This window comes from Achromobacter sp. DMS1, from assembly GCF_001270295.1.
This window is the reverse complement of record NZ_LHSJ01000010.1, coordinates 53,429-72,245: the sequence shown is the minus strand read 5'-3', so window position 1 is coordinate 72,245 and position 18,817 is coordinate 53,429. Positions and strand designations below refer to the sequence as shown.

Here is an 18,817-nt window from a genome sequence, read left to right as displayed (position 1 = left end):
CTGGCCGGTAGTCCAGTGCGGTCGGGCCGCTTCGATGCGACCGCGCAGATAGTCCTTGTACGGATCCAGCTTGGTGGCCCGTGCCTCGCGGGGCCGGTACTGCTGGGCATCGGCCTCACGCAGGTATCGCCTGACCGTGTTGCGTGAGCAGCCTAGCTGCTTGGCCATCTCCCGAATGCTGACGCCGCGACGCGCCATTACCTTGATCTCCACTGCTTGCTCCTGAGTCAACATTGTCGGTGGCCAAAAAGCCACCATCATTGCCCAGGTGGGTCAGATTTACTCCGACGGGGTGGGTCAGTATTACACCGGCGCTAACACATACACACTCCACTTAGCTGCTAAATAGCTGTTACTGATTTCGCCGGCGCGCCAGCTCGGCGCGCGCCCATTCGATGGCCTGGCTCATGTCCTGGCGTAGCGCCTCGATCTCCGCCGGCGTGAGCGGGCGAGGGGAGGCCGCCATTGCCAGTTGCCGGCGAACGATAGCCAGCTCGGCCGGATCGTCGTCCGCCTCGACGGCGGCCAGCACGGCGGCCGCCAGCTCCGGGTCGTTGCGGTAGACCTCGGCCATTGCGTCGTCATGGTGCCGGTCCTTCATGCCTGTTCCTCCTGGTGTCCATCGTCGGCGGCCGCCAGGGCGTCGGCTTCGCTCAAGGCGTCCTCCTGGAAGGCTCCCATATGTTCCGCCTGGGCCTGGCTGACCTCTGCCCATATCCGTTTGACCTGGGCGGGGCTGTAGCCGGCCAGCTCGGCAGTCCTGGTGATGCTATGACCGGATCGGCGCAAGGCGATGACCTGGGCGCGGCGCTTCGGATCGGCCCGCCGGCCCCGGTACTTGCCCGCATCCTTCGCCAGCTCGATGCCTTGGCGCTGCCGCTCGCGGCGGTCCTCGTAGTCGTCGCGGGCCATCTGTAGGGCCAGCTTCAAAAGCATGTCCTGGATCGATTCCAGCACGATCTTGGCGACGCCCTGCGCCTCGGCCGCCAGCTCGGACAGGTCTACAACGCCAGGGACGGCCAGGCGTGCGCCCTTGGCCCGGATCGCGGCAACCAGGCGCTCGGCTTCGGCCAGCGGCAAGCGGCTGATGCGGTCGATCTTCTCCGCAATGACCACCTCGCCGGGCTGTAGGTCCGCGACCATGCGCAGCAGCTCGGGTCGGTCGGGCCGAGCGCCGGATGCCTTCTCGCGGTAGACGCCGGCGACGTAGTAGCCGGCCGCCCGCGCGCCCTCGATGATGCTTTCCTGGCGTTCCAGGTCCTGCGCGTCGGTGCTGACGCGCAAATAGACGCGGGCGACCTTGAGGGCTGGGGCATCGTCAAACCTCATCGGCTCGGCCGGCGTCTTGTCGCGGAGCTGGTCGATGGCCTCGGCTTCGGCTTCGGTCAGGCCGCCTGCCTCGCGTGCGATCCCGGCCAGCATCGAACCGACGCGCCGGTCCTTCCTTGTCCTCATGCTGCCTCCTTCACCTGGTCCCACTGGTCGCCGTCCTCGATGCTCACGTCCGCCGGCAGCAAAGCCCTTGCAGCCGCCAGAGCGGCATCCTGGCTATCGTGGCGGCTGCGTTCCTCTGGCACACCATCACGCCAGGTCAGAACAACCCAGCTCGTTGGCGGGTATTCAGCGTCGAAAAGGGCCATCTCTACCGCGTACGCAACGGATTCAGGTTGTCGGCCGACGCGACCCTGGGGGATTGATTTCATGCGTTCGGCTCCTTTAGGTATAGGCTAATGCGCCCATCGTAGCCGACACGGCTCAATTATGAAATGCCGATTTATATGCGCCTAGCGCATTTCTCCGACCCTAATGAGCTTTCAAGACAGTTTCAGCACGGCCTCCTCGGGGGTGGACGGCAGGGCAGGAGCGAGCTATAGTACTAAAAGGTATTACCTTTTGCTACGGAGGCCACATGGCAACGGCAACATCCATCAAGCTCGATGACGAGCTGAAAGGGCGCGTCCAGCACCTGGCCGAAGCCCGCCGGCGTACGTCGCACTGGATCATGCGAGAAGCCATCGCGCAGTACGTCGAGCGCGAGGAAAAGCGCGAGGCGTTCAAACAGGATGCGCTCCGGGCCTGGGAGGACTATCAGCGCACCGGCCAGCATCTGACACTTGAGGAAGCCGACGCCTGGCTGGCGAAGCTGGAAGCCGGCGAGGATGCAGAGTTGCCTAAGTGTCACGTCTAATCTGGACGCCGCCGGCACTAGCGGATGTGCTGCGGCTCTATCGCTTCCTCGCGCCCAAGGATGCCAATGCGGCGCAACGCGCGGTGCAGGCTATCCGGGCCGGGGTCAAGATTCTGGCCCATCAGCCACGCATCGGCCGCCCGGTCGAGGACATGGAACCCGAGTTTCGGGAATGGCTGATCGACTTCGGCAACGGCGGCTATGTCGCCCTCTATCGCTTCGACGGGGAGAACATCGCCATTCTTGCCGTTCGGCACCAGAAAGAAGCGGGGTATTGAATGGCACGCCTTTCGGTGACGGTCGATGACGACTTGAAGCGGGATTTTCTCGCGGCCGCGCGTGAGTATGGGTCCAGCGGCGCGGCCCTTGTGCGCGCGTTCATGCAAGCGGTCGTGGACGGCGGCAATGATCTGGATGGCCTGCGCGACCAGGTGCGCGCGGACCTGGAACACCCTGCGCCGGCGCGAACGCCGGCAGCCGCGTTGCAGCTCGTGCGGCGGATCACCCTCGACATGCTGACCGCGCCGGCGAGCCAGTGAAGGACCGAGCGATGAGCAATGAACCCGTTGCCAGTGTGTGGGATGCCATCGAAAACACCCCCGCCGAAGCGGAAAACATGAAGCTGCGTTCGACGCTGATGATGGCCCTGGAAAAGCAAATCCGGGATCACGGATGGACGCCGGCCGAAGCCGCGCGCCGTCTTGGCGTGACGCAACCTCGCGTATCTGACCTGATGCGCGGGAAGATCAACGAATTCGGGCTTGATGCGCTTGTGAGCATGGCCGTCGCTGCGGGTCTGCTCAAGGACGATGCGGCATGGACGCAGCTCAAGGCATTGCTGGCCGAACGGATCGACGCCGGCCTGGCGGGGCAGGTGTCCGCCAAAGGCGTCGGTGAAATTCTCGATGATGAGCTAGCCCAGATCGACGCCGGCACTGGGCTAAATAGCACAGAAAGTCCTTAGCCAAGACGAACGCAACGGGAACGAGCATGACGAAGCTGCACCAGTACAACCAAGATGGGCCTTTTTTCATCACCAAGGAAGTTGCGGCTCAAATGATCGCCGGCGGCTACGAGTTCGAGCCGCCGCTCATTCCTTGCACCATCCGATTGGGTGACATACTGGAGCGCATGATCGATGCCGAGCTGGCATTGCAACCAGGCGAGATTGCAGAGCAGGAACGCAAGCGCCGACAAAACAAGCAGTCTTCGCGCTATGGATCTAATGGGTAAAGTAATGACAGCGAATGGGGCATCGGTAGACGAGACGGAATTGGCTGCGCAGCTTCGCACATGCGGTTTGGTTCGTACTGTTGCGGATCGTGGCTATCGTCGCTTGGATGATAGCCATTCTGCATTGCTCGAGACTCTTGCAACAATATTGAACGCTACTGATGCGCCACCGATTGACCTTCATATCGAAGAAGCGCTGGCGGAGTTGGAGGGACCGCGCTTCTTCTTTGTTCAGCATGTTCTATGCGATTTGATACCCCTTTTGAACGTAGATCAGGATGTCCTTCTTGCCTTCATCACGCGCCTGCTTGATGCGGGCGGCAACGACCTGGCTGCAGGTGCCCCTAGTACTGCTTTTGGGGAATGGACGAGGAAGAACCCAGTCAGAGCTTTCAAGGTCTACGAAGCAGCACGTGCCGGTGATAACCTGGCTTTGCGTCAGCTATTCACGGTTCTCGTAATGAACACCGATATCGAAGAAAGCCTCATTTTCGCGCAGGCTCACGAGCGCGAGGCGAAGCTCGCTGCCCTCTCGGCTTTGGGTGCCATGGAACTGGGTGAACGCTACGACGAGGTGCTCAACATACTGCTCCAAGGGGCGTCCAGCAATGACGAAGACATCGCAGTCCGTTCCCTCGAAGCGGGCTATCGTGCTGCTGCACAGCGAAAAACACTCGCACCAGTCGGCTTGGACGAACAACTTGAACGGGTCGTTCAGACGAGGAGTCCCATCTCGATCCACTTGGCAGTGGACCTGCTGTGGCGTCACCGGGTCGGTCTCACAGAAAACGCTATGAACCTGTGCCTTGATGCCGCTGCGGATGTTGACCCAGATAGCGCAGGAACGATTTCGCACCTCGACCATGCAGCATATCTGCTTGTGGGTGCAGGGCATGCTGAGAAAGTGATTTTCCTGCTTAGTAAGTTATTTGATCGTTCAAAAGGCCGGATTACGCTGAGCGCGTTCCAGAGCACTTACTACGCGCTGAAAAATGCCGGCTCTGATGTGGTGGGTGGCGCGGTTGTGTACTGGCTGCTGAACGGGAATACGTACACCCACCAATGCGTGGCTAGCGAAGTTTGCGGTGTCGGAAACGATGATCCTCCTTTCTCCATCCCTACGTCATCTATTCCATTGGAGCCATTGGATCAACTATATCTCTGCCGCAAGGCCATTGGGTGGTTCTTCATTGATCCTCTGGCCGCAGTTACTATACCGTTAGCGGTACTTCGCGATGGGGCTTCAGATATCAAAAATGATGTCCTCGATCTGATCTATAACCCCTTGCTGGTGAGCTATGGGGGAAAGTTGAAGGACTACCTTGAGCGTTACGCTGAGAGCATTCCGGACCTTGCTGAAGTGCTCACACGAAAGGCGGCACTTCAAGATGCGATGGAAGGTATTGAGCGTTTAGTCGAGCTGCACCCTAGTGAAATGCAGCGCGAGGCGGCACACGTCCAATGGCACGAGCAGATGGAACGGAGCATGGAGCAGGGGCGCCGGAAATCTATTTTTGAGGATCTCGTCACTAAACAATACATCCTATATGGCCGATCGTCGTTGACGCCGATCCACACCGGAGAGGGCACCACACATCTCACCGAGACTGGGATGCATTCGTTCTCGGTCTCGTCAGAGTTGCCCATCCTCGACATCGTTGACCCAGTTGGACTCGAGCATATGCTCTTGCAATTCAAGCTTGAGCAGCGAGAGCAGAGATGAAACTTGTCGTAATGCACTATCTGCGCTCGCTACGCGAGCGTGACGAACTCGACGCTATTCTGCCTGATCTTTTGGCTGAGAGTGGTTTTGAAGTTCTAACCCGTCCCCGTCGCGGTACCCGGCAAGCTGGTGTCGACGTAGCGGCAGTTGGCCCCAATCCCGATCGGGATGGCACTCGAAGCCTGTTCCTGTTTACGATCAAGTCCGGTGATTTGACACGAGAGCATTGGGATACTGGCCAGCAGGCTGTACGTCCGTCGCTGAATGAGGTTTTGGATGACTATATTCCGAACCGCATCCCGCCCCATTTTGCGGATTTGCCTGTTGTTATATGCGTCTGCATGGGCGGCGAGATGCGCGAGGATGTTCGTGCTCAGTGGAGTGGTTACTGTCGGGCGAACGAGAAAGCCAACGTGCACTTTGCCGAATGGAACGGGGATCGTCTCTCCGATTTGATCCTCAGCGGCATGTTGCGTGCTGAGTTAATTGAGAGCGAGAATCGGGGGCTATTTCAGAAGGCGCTAGCGATGCTTGATCAGCCCGACGTCGCTTATCGGCATTTCCGTCAATTACTCAATGTCATCTTCACTGAGCCGAAGAGCCAGGCAGAGCGCACACGTCAGCTACGTAAGGCCTACCTGTGCCTTTGGATACTCTTTGTGTGGGCTCGCGACACCGATAACCTTGAGGCTGCATATCGAGCATCCGAGTTGGTGCTGCTACGCAGTTGGCCCCACTGTGATAGTACCCGTCTAAGCAGGGGAGCGGCGCAACAGGAGCGGTTAGCTCATTTCGATCAGGTTTTCAAACTGCACTTAATCATCGCTCGCCTTCTACTAGTCGAGAAGATTGGCCCGTTCGCCGACAAACGCTATGCGCTTTCAATGGCCGTAAATTCACGTTACGCAGTAGACATCAACATCGCGCTGTTCGAGACACTGGGTAGGTTGTCTCTTCACGGGTTATGGCTAGATGCCATCAGTGCTGGGGGCGATGCGGCATCCGCACAGGCAATGAGTGAAGGAGCAGACGAGGCGCTCAACATAGCAATTGGGATGCTGAACGCGAACCCGGCGCTTGCCGTCCCCGTTCGTGACGATTTCACGATTGAATTGGCTCTGTTTATGCGTCTCGCAGATGTGCGCGGACGCCTATCTAATGTTGCTGATTACATCCGCAGCATGTCCGATCATCTTTGCTACGGACTGCGGGCTCGGCGGCACTATCCGACGCCGACGACAGAATATCGTGATGTCCTCTCACATCCAAGAGAACGCAGTGACGCATACTTCGAAGAGCATACGCGTGCGGGGATTCTTTACACTTTCGTGCTCGCTTGGCTTGCGATGATAGGAGATCAGGAGCGAGCAGAGCAGTTGCGCAGCACGCTGTTAGAGTACGCTCCGCACATGACCCACCAAATCTGGATTCCCGACGCACGAACCGATGAGGTTTTCTGGGATGGTGATCGAGATCACGGGGTGTCGGTACCAGGTCTGCCACTCAATGACTCGCTAGAGGCCGTTTTTAGCCTACTGAACCGTGTAATGAAGGAGTATCCGCTGGATGAGCGGATAAGCGCTGTCCGAAATCACCTGACTCCAATTTTTCTTATGGCCTGCCGCCACTATCGCATGCCTGTACCACCACATGTTTGGCAAGGTCAGAAGCGTTCATCGCCTGACAGCACCGTTTCCGATCAAAGAGTGCCGGATACGGAAAAGCAGCAGTCGCAAGGCGGATAATCTTTGGCGTGGGCACACTTCTGCCGGAGTGCAGTCCAACAAAATCAGAGGTGAGGGCAGTAGATTCCGATGTGGCCAAGGTGGCTGTCGATCATGGTATTTTTCATGGCATCTTTAGCGTGAATGATCTTACAGCATTGAATTAAAATAACTTTTTCGATCTATCTATAATGGAGTGGGAGTGAATTGACGTCCTTCGAGGACTATCGCCAGCTATCGAAAAGCTGCCGTAACGTGTTGATTTTCAAGTGGATACGTCGCGGCAGCTATCGGTGGCTATCGCCGGCCAGCGGAACAGGTTGGCGGTGGAAGTGGCGGTAAGAACCGGGGGCCGGATCAAGACCCTCCCGTTCACTATTCGGACCAAAGCCGTCTTTGACGGCAAAAGTCTTCTCGGGGAAGCTGGTTTTATGCAGCTTTCCGAGCATCAGCAGGTCTCCTGGCCCCTGACGGTAAAAGCCGTCACGAACAGGAGGAAAACCTCGATGCTCACCGACACCGCACTGCGCAATCTCAAGCCTAAGTGTGATGTTTCAATAGGTTGTTCACCCGGAAGAGTCTGGGAAACCGGAGTTCTCTACGCTTCAGCCAGCCGGGGCGGCTGGCGCTGGAGTTCACCCGAGAAGCGGACAGCGCGGACACGGCGGTGCGCAGCGCGTTGGCCGACGTGCGCAGCGCCGTACCGTCGGCTAGGTTGATCGAGGTGGCGCCGGATCTCGTCGGGTTGACCGATGTGGCCGAAATCGTCGGCGTGTCGCGGCAGAACATGTGCAAGCTGATGCTGGCCCATCCAGGCAGCTTCCCGGCGCCGGTGCATGAGGGCAGCGCGTCGATTTGGCATCTGGCCGACGTGTTGGCGTGGCTGCAGGCCAAGGGCGGTTACTCGCTGAGCGGAACTTGTTCGCGTGCCGGGACTCTCTGAGGCGGTAGCAGATCCATGACGTCGCAGAACAAGGCGCGGTGCTTCCAGTCGTTTCTGTCGCCGATCACGTAGAAGCGCCGTTTGGCGCGCGTAGCCGCAACGTTCAGGAGATTGGGCTCCGATACCGCCCAGTTGCGAGCACCTGATCCCTCCGTATTGCCGCCTAGCACCATGATGACGACCGGTGCTTCCTTGCCTTGCATGGTGTGGATCGTGCCGGACACCATCTTGCTGCCAAGCATGCGCTTGAGGTTTTGCTGGACCGCCTTGAAGGGCGTGATGACCGAAATATCCTTGGCGGCAACACCATCCTCATGCAACAGCGCGAGCAACTCGCGTAGCGCCTGGCCTTCGGCGGGCACCCAGTTTCCTTCGGATGGACCGCTGGCTTGTATCCAACCCGTCGGCAGACTGGCGCGCGTTTCCTTGTCCGCGCGCGGCGCCATCGTTCCGTACACCATCGCTCCGTCATAGGCGATGCGGTTGGCCAACTCGTGCATGGGCCTGTCACAGCGACGGTGCACGACCAGCGGCAGTCCCACCCAGGTCTTGCTGTCGGCCGGTCCCGCCATGCGCCCCCACGCGGTGGCTTCGTCGGCCAGCGTCTGAGCGGACTGATGATTGGGGAGCCAATGTGGCTCGACACGGTAGCGTGTGCGCATGTGTTCCAGCACCGCATCGGATACGGTGACAATGGGTTTGAGTTGCAGTGGGTCTCCCACCAACAACGCACGGCGGGACCGCCACAGTGCCCCCACCGCCGCCTGAGGTGGAGCTTGGCCGGCCTCGTCCACTAACAACCAGCCGATCTCGCCGGCGCCCAAAGATCCAAATGAACGGGCGAACGATGCGAAGGTGCTGCTCAGTACCGGCACAACCATGAACAGTGAAGCCCACGCCGAGCGAATGGCATCTCGTGAAAGCCCTTGGTAGCGCGAGCCTGTCAACAGATCGTTGATGAGACGCAAGTTAGAACGCATCCGGGATGCCTCCAACTCGAAGAACGTTTGATGGAGCTTTAGTGCTTGGATGAACACGCGCGCACGTGCTTGCCGCCAACCTTCGATACGCCAAGGCTCAGCCAACTCAATGGCATTGCCATGACCGATGACACCACCTTGTAGCCACGCGAGCAGGTGATCGGCCCGGCAAGTACTTGCCAGTCCGGTGGCGTCGCGCGTCAAGGCTTGCTCTTTGTCCTTCGACTGCTGAAGCGCACGGTGCGCATCGGCGATCTGCTTTTCCAAGCTCCCCCTCGATGCGTCGAGTTGCTTGGTCAGGCGGGCGATTCGCGCGAACTCAGCCTTAGCCAGATCACACTGACCTTCCAGCAACGTCTGCGTTGTATTCCAGTCGCGCTGAGTTCTCCACAGGCTGAACAGGTTCGCCAAGAAACCCGGCTTGCGGGCTTGATGTTGCGCAAGTGCGTCCAGGCACTGCTTGAGTGCCATGTTGGCGGGACGGCTTTCCTCTGCATCCAAGCGCGAGAGCTGATTGACCACATCGGTCAGTTGCTGTCCGAGTTCGTGAAGTGATTTGGACTTATCGGCAATCGTCCCCCTGGTCTGGCAAATAGCCTGGATCAGCTCACGGATGCGATTGGCATCGGAGCATGCGTTGCGTGCCTCCGCCTTGACCGCTTCGTACTCAGAGACGGCTTGTTGCCATAAGGCTTGACGTTCCTCCGAAGAACGGGTTGCGTTGACCTTGGCCTTCGCGCCGAGCCACCCCTGGAAACCCTTTGGTCCTTTCTCTGTCTCGGGCGGCGTCCCATCGTCCTGATCGCCGCTGTCGTCATCGCTCTCCGCCCCTGCGGGGGCGTCGGAGAACAGGCCGTCCACGATGTTGTCGATGTCCGCATCAGATTCGAGGTCGGTATCGTGTTCGGCTGCCGAGTCAGCCTTGCCTTCGCTGCCGGAGGGGCGCTGACCATAGAAGTAACGCGCCACGAACTTGGTCCGTCGCGTCTTGCTGCCCAATGGGCCCGAAATCAGCCCCCAGGCGGGCTTGCCGGCAACCAGTTCCCCTAACTCAGCGAAATACTCGGCTTCGGGCAGCCAGCTCTCGTCGATCTTGTCACGCTGGGGCAATTCAAGCGTGACGTTCTCCACAGCACCGTTGTTGGACGAAGCAACCACGATCTCGAAGCCATACAGCGCCGGGTTTAGCTTGAAACACGCCTGCTGCTTGCCACCGTCGTTGGCCGCTTCGCGTCCGTTGCTCACGAACCCGTCGGAGGCACGGCGCAAGGTGGCAAGCATGTCGGCCCGACTGGTGATGATGGCGGCAATCAAATCGCGCAATAGGGTCGTCTTTCCGGTGCCAGGTGGGCCATTGACGCCTAGTAACCCCTGTCCATTGGCCAGGGTGGACAGAATCGTGTTGACGGCCAGTTGCTGGGAATGCACGAGGCCCAGGTGATGCTCCGTGGGCCAGCAGCTATTGGCATAGACATCCGGCATCAGCCGGTCGATCAGCGGCAGCGATGCGCGGTGATCGTCCACATGCAAACGCGGCTGGGGATCGTGCCGGCGCAGATACTGATCCAACGGTTCACTTAGCACGCCCTCGCTGATGTTGTCGGCGACATCGGCAAGATCATCGAGCAGGAAACTGTTGAGCGGATCGTCTTCCGATTCGGGCTTGTCGGGATTCACGGGCTGAGAGCGAAAGCGAAATCGGTGGCGATCCATGTCGCCAAAGAAGTCAGCTACGCCGAGAAACTGGAGAATCCATCGGGTCAGCTCGCGCAAAGCGTTGCTGGACACCTGTCCTTCGAGCAGCGTCTTCGCGTGGTCGCCGATGGCCTTTTGATCGCCCTCGAATCCTCGGGTCCAGTCCTTTCCGGTCAGTACCCGACCCAGGAACCACGCTTCGCTGGAAAGCACGAAGCTGTTATCGACCAGCCAACCTTCCATGGTGAACTTTGCCGCAAACAGCGCCGACTCACGGAACTGCGGCTCTCGATAGCCTTGATCGGCGCCATAGACTTCGCTGAGCTTGTTGGCCACGAGGCGGCTGTCATACAGATGGGCAAAAAGCGTATGGCTCCATACGCGCCTCTTGGGCAGCCCCTGTTTGCTGACGACGCTTTCCGCTACCCACGGAACAATGGGGCGCCGGATGGGCGTGTCGTGGATGAACGCCTCGTATCGGCCGCTACGTTTTTTCAGCTTGGGTGCCGATTGTGGTTGCAGCAACTCGACGGCATGCCAATAACGGACGATGCTCTCTTGGTCCTTCAATATTTCTTCCCCTCAATGGCCATTCGGATCTCTTCAGCGATGGGCGAGATCCGACGTTCAACTCGATGTATAGAAGCGGCATTGGCGTGTCAAACTTGACGCCCTGAGTATCAAGAGTACGCAGACCCTGAATAATCGCATGTCACGGCGATGGTAGGAGCGCTCACTCTTGCCGTGACTCTCTGAATTGGGTTGTGCATGTGCCTGCCGTCTTCGATGCTGCTGGTTCGCCGCCTGTACGTCACGAAGGACGGTTCACCGACACGCCACCCGGCCTCGCTCTCCTATGGAGCTTCCACGCCGCGCCTCAAACAGGTTGCCGCGCGCTGCGGCAAGGGGCGTTCTCGTCTGTCGTTGGGGTGCTGGCCTGGCCCGCGTCAGGGCGCAAGCCGGTGCCGCCGTCATGCGGGGATGCCGAGTCGGCCAGGTCTCCATTCGGGACAGGCGGCCCGTGCGTCCTTGGCTTGTCGTGAATCCTGGCGAGGGCGCGGCTGCGCCTTGGGCTGCATGGCCGCAACCTTCCAGCGCAAACAATTTCCCCGCCGCTGCCAGGTTCTTGGGCGAATGGAACTGCTCCCAATCGCGTGCCTTCGCGAACTCGCGTTGTTGTTGACTGAGGGATTGGAGCGTATCGGTCATGGATTTTCAGCGGGGAATAATGCTGCCGGTTATGCGGGTCTGTTAAGATCTGTTGTCAAAAGAATATTTATGTTTCAATTATTTCACAATTATCTATTTTGCAGATATTTCGCGTTTAACTGAATTTCGGGTATTCGCCATGACGCCGACCTCCCATGCCCTGGTCACCGCCATCCAGCTTGCTGCGGTACTCCAGGCTGCGCGCAAGGCCCAGGGGCTGACCCAATCGGCGCTGGCTGCCCGTGTCGGCCTGGGCCAGTCGCGAGTCTCCCATTTGGAGCTCAATGCCCGCGAGCTGAGCGTGGAGCAACTCCTTGCATGGTGCGCAGCGCTTGGCCTGGAGCTGGCCATTGGGACCCGGGGTAGCGCCGCGGTGTCTACCGGGCCGAGCACGGGTTGGCGACATGGGGCGTCGATCGCATAGCCGCAGCCTGTCTATCTGGGCCAACGGCGTCCGCGTCGGCCGATGGACGATTCCTGTTCGCGGAGAGATGAAACTGCAATATGACGTGGATTGGGTTGGCGCTGACATCGGTCGGCCGCTGTCGTTGTCGCTGCCGTTCAAGCTGCAGAACCTGCCGCTCAGGGGCGAGAAGGTCGCCAATTATTTCGACAACCTGCTGCCGGACAGCGATGCCATCCGCCGGCGCGTGGCCGAGCGATTCAAGACGGGATCGATAGAGCAGTTCGATCTGCTGGCGGCCGTCGGACGCGATTGCGTGGGCGCCGTGTAGCTGTTGGGACAGGACGAGGAACCGGAGGGCTTCGACCGTATTGAGGGCGTCCCATTGTCCGAAGAAGACATCGAGCGGCATTTGATCGAAACCGTCTCGCCGCAGGGCGGGATCCATATGCGGATTTCCGCATTTCGCTGGCCGGTGTGCAGGAGAAGACGGCTTTCCTGTGGTGGGAGGGGCAGTGGCTCGTACCGCAAGGCGCTAAGCCGACGAGCCACATCGTCAAGCTGCCGTTCGGACTGATGGGCGGGCGGCGGGCGGACTTCAGCACTTCCGTCGACAACGAATGGCTGCCTGCAATTGCTGAAGGCCCATGGGTTGGCCGTGGCCGATCCCCGTATCGCGACTTTCGGCCGGCAGCGCGTGTTGGTGGTGGAGTGCTTCGAGCGGCGCGTCGCGCCCGATGTCCATGCCAAGAACTTCAGCATCCAGCTTCGGCCGCGCGGTCGTTTCCAGTTGACGCCGCTGTGTGACGTGATGTCGGTCCGTCCGGTGCTGGGCGATGGTCCCGGCCAGTGGTCGCCGTATGAAATCAAGTTGGCGATGGCCTTGCTCGGCAGGAACCCGGCAAGCGGATTATCTGTTGAGACGGACTTCGATAAGGAAGGGGCCGCTCTTCGCCAGGGCGCTCTGCATCAATCCGCGCAGTTGCGCAATGGAACTGGCTGTTGCCGCCTCGACGCCCATGGCATTGGCCAGACCGACCCAATCGAGTTCCGGGTCTTCGATGTCCAGCATGCGGCTGGCCTGCGGGCCCAGGGTCGAGACGCCCATGCCGGCCATTTCTCCCCGCAGGATCTGGTAGCCGCGATTGGCGAAAACCAGCGTCAGCACGTTCAACCGTTCACGTGCCTGGGTCCAAAGCGCTTGCGCCGTGTACATGCCGCTGCCATCGCCTTCCAGCGATATGACTTTGCGAGAGGGGCATGCCACGGCCGCGCCGGTTGCGACGGGCAGCCCCATGCCGATCGCGCCGCCTGTCAATTGCAGGTGATCGTGCGGCGCCGCGTGGACGGTGTGCTGGAACAGGGTATGGCCCGACGTCAATGCCTCGTCCACGAGGATGGCCTGGTCGGGCAGCAGGCCGGCGACAGTCCGCATGATGCCGTCGGGATCCCAGCGCGGCTCGCCTTCCGCCGGCGCTGTGGAGGCCGGGTGGAGCGGAGCTGTCCGTGCATCCAGGCGCTGCGCCAGCAATTCGAGCGTTGCAAGCAGGTCGCAGTCCGTATTGGCCAATTCAATGACCTGGCATCCGGGGGGGACCAGGCTGCTGGGGCCGTCCGGATAGCCAAAGAACGCTACAGGTGCGCGCGCGCGACCAGTATCAGCCGCTCGACGCCTTGCATGAATGCCATTGCGCGCGACAGCGGATAGGGCATCCGCTCCACCGCTGCACGGCCGCTTCCGCGTTCGATGCGGGCGTTGGAAGTCGGACAGGCCAGCCGGGCCCCCGTGAGCGCGGAAATGCGTGCGGCGACCTCCAGGGCGGGCGCACGAAGCGCACGTCCACCCACCATGAGCATGCTGCGGCCGGGGGCGAGCAGCGCCCGCGCGGCAGCACCGATGGCCTCGGCCGGGGGCGCGCGCAGGTGGGCGGTTCCAGCTTGCCGCCGACGGCGCCGGGTTGCCAGGCCGCGTCGGCCGGGGCAATCAGTGTAGCGACCTGGCCGCCCTTGGCCATACTGGCATGCACGGCATCGACCGCGTCCTGCCCGAGCTGGAGGCTGCCCGCCGACGTATGGACCCAGCGCGACATGGGCCCCGCCAACGCGGCGATATCAGTGTGCAAGGGCGCATCGGCGGTCAGATGCCAGGACGCATGTTCGCCGACGATATTGACGACAGGCGTGCCGGCGCGCCGCGCATTGTGCAGATTGGCAAGCCCGTTCGCCAGGCCGGGGCCCAGGTGCAGCAACGTTGCCGCGGGCTTGTCCAGCATGCGGCCGTAGCCATCCGCCGCGCCCGTGGCAACCCCTTCGAACAGGCTCGGCACGCAACGCATGCCGGGAACGCGGTCCAGGGCGGCGACGAAGTGCATCTCGCTGGTGCCGGGATTGGCGAAGCAGGTATTTACGCCGCAGTTGAGCAGGGAGCGGACCAGGCTTTCAGCACCGTTCATGGGAGCTTTCCTTTTCGGCGGAGTGCGCTCCTACCCGCAGCGAGGTGTAGTCGGAGAAACAGGGCGGGCCGGCAGTGAAAAGGAATTCGCCCGCGTCCAGATCCATGATGATGGAGGTAATGGTGGCCCTACGATCCAGCGCCGGCTTGGCAGTGTCGGGGTGCCAGCAGACGGAGTCTGGCGCGTTGTGATGGCTGCGCAGGGCGTGCTGGATTCCTTCGATTGTTATGGCTCGTCCTTCCCGCCGCAGGTTGCGCCGCACGTCGTCCAGGCGGAACAGGCTGCCTGGATAAAGGTTGACGCGTATGTCGTATTGCTTGAAGTCGTCGGCAGCGAAATGATTCGTATGGACCAGCAGGCCGTCCTTGGGCAGGCGCGTGCTGACGCCGCGAGCATCGCCGGATGTTGTTTCGATATTGACGGCCAGTCCGTCGCGGTGGGCTAGCAGGTAGTTGGCGGAAAACGCGCGTTGGGCGGCATAAATCAGGCGTGTGGCTGCCGATATGGTCGGCGCGTCGAGCAGCGAGCGCAGGACGATGTGATAGGGCACGCCGACGCGGTCGCCGTCCAGGTTGGACACCAGGGTGTTGGTGCAAACGGCCAGGCCCGCGTCGTTCATGCCCGCCTTCGCCAAGTGGCCTGCCTCCGCCACCGTGACGTAGCTGGGCTTGTCGTCGCGGTGCACCTCCAGTACGACGGCGGTTTCCATCGCGGTGGGGATCCAGTCCCAGTTCTGCCCCGCGTAAGTGTGCCCATTTGCCGTCGTATCGGGCAGGACCGCAAAAGACGTGCACTCGCCGGCGGCCGCGGCGGTGGGGCGGGTGGCGGAAGAGAACATCAGCTCGCTGCGCGCGTTCAGCACGAGGATGTCGTCGGCCGTCAGGCCGGCACCTTCGGCGATTCCCTGCATTTCGAGCAGGCTGTCGGGCGAAAAGTCGGCGATGTAAGGTCGATAGCGTCCGGCAATGCGGATGGCGTCTTCCCAGGACAGGCCGGCATGGTGCCGGAAGACTTCACCGTAGAACGCCATGGATCGCCGTATCCGGTCCCACGCCAACTGGCCGTAGCGCAAGCCGCGCTCGTAGGGAGATCCCCGCAAGACGATGCGCGGCAAGCCGGTTTCTTCGCGGGCATTCATTTGCCGTCTCCCTCGGAGACGACCGTCATGATGTAGTTGGCCGAAGCCTTGCCGCGGGCGGTCATGACGACCTTGGCGGGGGATTCGTAGGCCGCGCTGGCGAAGCCGCGCGAACGGCTGGGTCGCAGTGGGTGGTTGCTGCTGCGGGTGGACGGATGGGTGGCGAGGTAATCCACGATGGCCCGGCCGAATTCGGGCAGATCGCCCGGCAGGCGGGAGGTGATGATGTTGCCGTCCTGTACGACAGGCTGATCGATGTAGTTGGCGCCCGCGTTGATGACGTCGTCCTTGATGAGCGAGACGCATGTCAGATTGCGGCCTCGGGCAATGCCGGCCGTTGCGAGAACCCAGCCGGCGTGGCAGATGGCGGCGACGAGCCCGCCCTGGTCGTGGATGCCCTTGACCAGGCTGACGATGGCGGGGTTGCGCCGCAGGCCCTCGGGGGCAAAGCCGCCGGGGACGACCACGGCATCGAAATCCGTCGGATCGGCTTCCTCGGCGGCCAGATCGGCGACGATGGGGTAACCCAGCTTGCTGCCGTAGACCTGGGTATCGGAAGGGCCGACGACCAGGACGTTGCAGCCGGCCTCGCGCAACCGCATGAGCGGGTACCAGAGTTCGAGTTCCTGGTACTGGTGTTCGGCGAGAACGGCAATTTGTGCTTGAGCGAGATTCATGGCGATCCTATGTCAATCGGTCAGTGGTTAGCAGGTCCGGGCCAGCACGGTTTGCATGAATGCGGGCATGTCGTCCACGCCGGCGGCGGTGATGGCCCTGGCCGTATCCACGCCAGCTTCCGCAAGCAGGGCCACCGAACTGCCGCTGGCTGCAATGAGCGCGCCCCGGGCGCGGGCCGCGCGGATCGAGGAGAGCGCCTGGTCGCGCGTTGCGGCATCCGGCTCTCCCACGACCCCGGGGACGATCAGCAGATCGCCTGAGCCACTGTCGCTCGCCTGTTCGGCGACGACCGGATAGCCCAGCCGGCTGAAAACGGTTTGCGTGTCATCGCGGCCGACGACGCTCACGCCGACGCCGGCTTCGCGCAGGCGCAGCACCGGATACCAGAATTCGAGTTCCTGGAAGCCAGGAAGCAGCAACACTTCTACCTTCTTGCTGGATTGAGTCATCGTTTCCTCTCCATTGTTGTAATGCTGTAATACAGCATGGTAGGGTCGAGTGAAGAAATTGGCAATCTCCAGATAGCTGGTTTTGCTATAACCTAGTGAAAACACTAGGCTCTATTGTTTTTGTTGAATTCGACATTTAGAATTCTTCCAACAACTGTCATACAGCTATACAGATATGCAACTCATAGATGATTTGGAATTGGCCCCCGTCCTCAAGCGCAGTGCCGCACAGGATGTCCGTGCTCGGCTGATCACGCTGATCGAGACGGGCAAGCTGGCGGTGGATTCCAAGCTGCCGTCCGAAAACGACCTGGCCCGCAGTTTTGGCGTAAGCCGGCCAGTCATCCGCGAGGCCTTGGTGGGTCTGCAGGCCCTCGGATTGACCAAGACGCTCAACGGCCGCGGTTGTTACGTAGCCTCGCGCACGGTCGCCACGCCCATGCTGATGGGGCAGTACACGCCGGAGCAGCTCAATGAGGTGCGCCGCTGCCTGGAGGTGCCGTCGGCGCGCGCCGCGGCGGAACGCCGGTCGCAGGCCGACCTGGGCACGCTGGCCGAGATCGTCAATGCGATGGAAACCGAAGAAGATGCGTACAAGCGCAATCAGCTGGATGTCGCATTTCACGTGGCCATCGCCCATGCCACCGGTAACCCGCTATTCGTCAAGCTCATCGAGGAACTGCGCACGGTGCTAGAGGAACATTCGCGCGCGGCGGCTACGGTGCCGGGCCGGAGGTCGGCGGCTGTTCAGGAGCATCGCGCGGTCTACGAGGCGATTCTGCAGCGGGATGGCGAGGCGGCCGCCCGCGCCATGGCCGCACACGTGAATGCAGCGGACAACTCTTTTTCTTTACTGCCGTCCGGCGCTTCCCCATCACGCTAGGAGCAAGCCCGGGACGGTCCTTTCCCGGTGGCGCAAGGGCGGCTGCCGGTTTCGTCTTCCGATCAAACTCGCAGGAGATAGCATGGCCATCGTCCGTACCGTCACGGGTGACATAGACCCGTCCTTCCTCGGCAGAACGTTGACTCACGAGCATCTGCTCTACAGCACTCCGGGGTCCGAAGTCGACCATCGCTGTGCATTCGATCTGGCCGAAACCACAGAGCGCATCGCGGCCGAACTGGGCGCGGCAGTGCGGGACTACGGTTTCACGTCCATGGTCGACTTGACTCCCTGCGAGGTCGGCCGCCATCCACAGTTGATGCACGATGTCGCGCTGAAATCGGGTTGCAACATCATCGGCACCACCGGCTTCTTCCCCGAGCACCTGGGCCTGCCTTACTGGTGGCGCACGCAATCCATTGAAGAGTTCGCCGAGTTCTTCATTCGCGACATCACCGAAGGCATGGTGTTTGCCGGAACCAAGACCGGCATCAAGGCCGGCATCATCAAAGTGGCCACCGGCATGGATAGCATCGACCCTCGGCCCAGCCCCATCGGGCCCAGCGGGCGCCGCGTGGGCAAGTTCGAGGAGCGCGCCATCCGCGGCGCCGGCCGCGCGCAGAAGGCATTGGGCTGCTGTGTGAATACGCACACGGACCCTACCGATTACACCGTCGGAAATCCCGGCATCGACCAGATCGAGCTCATGGCGGATGAGGGCGCAGACCCTGGAAAGATCATCATCGGCCACGCCTTCGTCAACGGCTCGCTGCAACAGATCAAGGACATTTGCGACCGGGGCGCGACGGTGCAGATCGACCACATGGGCATCCCCTGGCGGCACGGCAATACGGACGAGCTGGACGAAAAACTGGCAAACCTGATGTGCGACCTGGCCAGCGACGGCTATCTGGACCGGATGGTCATTACCTACGACCGCTGGTTCTTCAATCCGCGCGGCGGATCCACGGAACTCAATCCGCAACTCCTCAACGAAAAGGTGCAGATGGGCTACCTCTACACCGATTTCCTGCCACGCCTGGAGAAGAAGGGATTCCGCAGCGCGGATCTCGATACCATGCTGGTGGACAACCCCAAGCGCCTGCTGGCGTTCTGAC

General features: G+C 61.0%; 22 protein-coding genes and 2 pseudogenes. 12 read left to right on the top strand and 12 right to left on the bottom strand.

The genetic code is table 11. The features are described from left to right. The 4 genes from AD428_RS02530 to AD428_RS02515 all read right to left on the bottom strand — a co-directional run. A partial coding sequence (locus tag AD428_RS02530) for a helix-turn-helix domain-containing protein (RefSeq protein WP_200907977.1) occupies window positions 1–234 on the bottom strand: 234 nt, incomplete at its 3' end. Between the two features lie 118 nt (window positions 235–352). Continuing rightward, window positions 353–601 (bottom strand): hypothetical protein, encoded by a 249-nt coding sequence (locus AD428_RS26965; RefSeq protein WP_053244043.1) that lies wholly within the window; start codon window positions 599–601, stop codon window positions 353–355. Continuing rightward, window positions 598–1,455 (bottom strand): recombinase family protein, encoded by an 858-nt coding sequence (locus AD428_RS02520; protein WP_432205836.1) that lies wholly within the window; start codon window positions 1,453–1,455, stop codon window positions 598–600. Before AD428_RS02520 ends, AD428_RS26965 begins: the two co-directional genes overlap by 4 nt. Next, a complete protein-coding gene (locus tag AD428_RS02515; RefSeq protein WP_053244042.1) occupies window positions 1,452–1,703 on the bottom strand; it encodes a hypothetical protein in 252 nt (83 codons plus the stop codon). Before AD428_RS02515 ends, AD428_RS02520 begins: the two co-directional genes overlap by 4 nt. Before the next feature lie 206 nt (window positions 1,704–1,909). Between AD428_RS02515 and AD428_RS02510 the strand changes: the two genes are divergently transcribed. The 7 genes from AD428_RS02510 to AD428_RS24260 are packed head-to-tail and all read left to right on the top strand — an operon-like array spanning window position 1,910 to window position 6,889. Continuing rightward, on the top strand, window positions 1,910–2,188 hold the full coding sequence (locus tag AD428_RS02510) for a CopG family ribbon-helix-helix protein (protein ID WP_053244041.1): 279 nt from the start codon (window positions 1,910–1,912) through the stop codon (window positions 2,186–2,188). 26 nt (window positions 2,189–2,214) lie between these two features. Next, window positions 2,215–2,466 carry a type II toxin-antitoxin system RelE/ParE family toxin gene (locus AD428_RS02505; RefSeq protein ID WP_235488858.1) on the top strand — a complete coding sequence of 84 codons (252 nt, stop codon included), beginning with the start codon at window positions 2,215–2,217 and terminating at the stop codon, window positions 2,464–2,466. Next, window positions 2,467–2,727, top strand: coding sequence for a hypothetical protein (locus AD428_RS02500; RefSeq protein WP_053244039.1), 261 nt, complete (start codon window positions 2,467–2,469; stop codon window positions 2,725–2,727). Between the two features lie 11 nt (window positions 2,728–2,738). Next, complete coding sequence (locus AD428_RS28730; RefSeq protein ID WP_082308222.1) at window positions 2,739–3,152, top strand: helix-turn-helix domain-containing protein; 414 nt, start codon at window positions 2,739–2,741, stop codon at window positions 3,150–3,152. Window positions 3,153–3,178: 26 nt separating this feature from the next. Continuing rightward, window positions 3,179–3,421 carry a hypothetical protein gene (locus tag AD428_RS02490; protein WP_053244038.1) on the top strand — a complete coding sequence of 81 codons (243 nt, stop codon included), beginning with the start codon at window positions 3,179–3,181 and terminating at the stop codon, window positions 3,419–3,421. Next, window positions 3,405–5,144 (top strand): hypothetical protein, encoded by a 1,740-nt coding sequence (locus AD428_RS02485; protein ID WP_235488838.1) that lies wholly within the window; start codon window positions 3,405–3,407, stop codon window positions 5,142–5,144. The genes AD428_RS02490 and AD428_RS02485 overlap by 17 nt, the downstream gene beginning before the upstream one ends. Then, window positions 5,141–6,889, top strand: coding sequence for a hypothetical protein (locus tag AD428_RS24260; protein WP_082308218.1), 1,749 nt, complete (start codon window positions 5,141–5,143; stop codon window positions 6,887–6,889). Before AD428_RS02485 ends, AD428_RS24260 begins: the two co-directional genes overlap by 4 nt. Before the next feature lie 266 nt (window positions 6,890–7,155). On the opposite strand, the gene AD428_RS26665 is transcribed toward AD428_RS24260, so the two are convergent. Further along, entirely contained in the window at window positions 7,156–7,317 is a 162-nt protein-coding gene (locus tag AD428_RS26665) for a hypothetical protein (protein WP_160318543.1), read from the bottom strand. Window positions 7,318–7,478: 161 nt separating this feature from the next. On the opposite strand from AD428_RS26665, the pseudogene AD428_RS02475 reads away from it, so the two are divergent. After that, a pseudogene (locus AD428_RS02475) lies at window positions 7,479–7,781 on the top strand (helix-turn-helix transcriptional regulator); the annotation flags it as partial. Here AD428_RS02475 and AD428_RS02470 read toward each other — a convergent pair. Continuing rightward, complete coding sequence (locus AD428_RS02470; protein ID WP_082308216.1) at window positions 7,769–11,056, bottom strand: DEAD/DEAH box helicase; 3,288 nt, start codon at window positions 11,054–11,056, stop codon at window positions 7,769–7,771. The pseudogene AD428_RS02475 and the gene AD428_RS02470 overlap by 13 nt on opposite strands. A 754-nt stretch (window positions 11,057–11,810) precedes the next feature. After that, window positions 11,811–11,969: a hypothetical protein gene (locus AD428_RS29215; RefSeq protein ID WP_369798677.1), complete on the bottom strand. Its 159-nt coding sequence runs from the start codon at window positions 11,967–11,969 to the stop codon at window positions 11,811–11,813. On the opposite strand from AD428_RS29215, the gene AD428_RS02465 reads away from it, so the two are divergent. Continuing rightward, complete coding sequence (locus AD428_RS02465) at window positions 11,913–12,119, top strand: helix-turn-helix domain-containing protein (protein WP_369798676.1); 207 nt, start codon at window positions 11,913–11,915, stop codon at window positions 12,117–12,119. The genes AD428_RS29215 and AD428_RS02465 overlap by 57 nt on opposite strands. Then, a pseudogene (locus tag AD428_RS24250) lies at window positions 12,100–12,996 on the top strand (HipA N-terminal domain-containing protein); the annotation flags it as partial. The gene AD428_RS02465 and the pseudogene AD428_RS24250, both read left to right, overlap by 20 nt. A 12-nt stretch (window positions 12,997–13,008) precedes the next feature. Here the strand turns inward: AD428_RS24250 and AD428_RS29210 are convergent. The 5 genes from AD428_RS29210 to AD428_RS02440 form a co-directional block, all read right to left on the bottom strand. Next, window positions 13,009–13,629, bottom strand: a complete 621-nt coding sequence (locus AD428_RS29210) for a thiamine pyrophosphate-dependent enzyme (RefSeq protein WP_369798675.1) — start codon at window positions 13,627–13,629, stop codon at window positions 13,009–13,011. A gap of 127 nt (window positions 13,630–13,756) precedes the next feature. Further along, complete coding sequence (locus AD428_RS29205) at window positions 13,757–14,551, bottom strand: thiamine pyrophosphate-binding protein (RefSeq protein ID WP_369798673.1); 795 nt, start codon at window positions 14,549–14,551, stop codon at window positions 13,757–13,759. Continuing rightward, on the bottom strand, window positions 14,538–15,689 hold the full coding sequence (locus tag AD428_RS02450; protein ID WP_053244034.1) for a C45 family autoproteolytic acyltransferase/hydolase: 1,152 nt from the start codon (window positions 15,687–15,689) through the stop codon (window positions 14,538–14,540). The genes AD428_RS29205 and AD428_RS02450 overlap by 14 nt, the downstream gene beginning before the upstream one ends. After that, window positions 15,686–16,366 (bottom strand): type 1 glutamine amidotransferase domain-containing protein, encoded by a 681-nt coding sequence (locus AD428_RS02445; protein ID WP_053244033.1) that lies wholly within the window; start codon window positions 16,364–16,366, stop codon window positions 15,686–15,688. Before AD428_RS02445 ends, AD428_RS02450 begins: the two co-directional genes overlap by 4 nt. A gap of 27 nt (window positions 16,367–16,393) precedes the next feature. Further along, window positions 16,394–16,816 carry a DJ-1/PfpI family protein gene (locus AD428_RS02440; RefSeq protein ID WP_053244032.1) on the bottom strand — a complete coding sequence of 141 codons (423 nt, stop codon included), beginning with the start codon at window positions 16,814–16,816 and terminating at the stop codon, window positions 16,394–16,396. 175 nt (window positions 16,817–16,991) lie between these two features. Between AD428_RS02440 and AD428_RS02435 the strand changes: the two genes are divergently transcribed. Then, complete coding sequence (locus tag AD428_RS02435; RefSeq protein ID WP_082308215.1) at window positions 16,992–17,699, top strand: FadR/GntR family transcriptional regulator; 708 nt, start codon at window positions 16,992–16,994, stop codon at window positions 17,697–17,699. 82 nt (window positions 17,700–17,781) lie between these two features. Continuing rightward, on the top strand, window positions 17,782–18,816 hold the full coding sequence (locus tag AD428_RS02430; RefSeq protein ID WP_053244030.1) for a phosphotriesterase family protein: 1,035 nt from the start codon (window positions 17,782–17,784) through the stop codon (window positions 18,814–18,816). Window position 18,817: the final 1 nt, after the last annotated feature.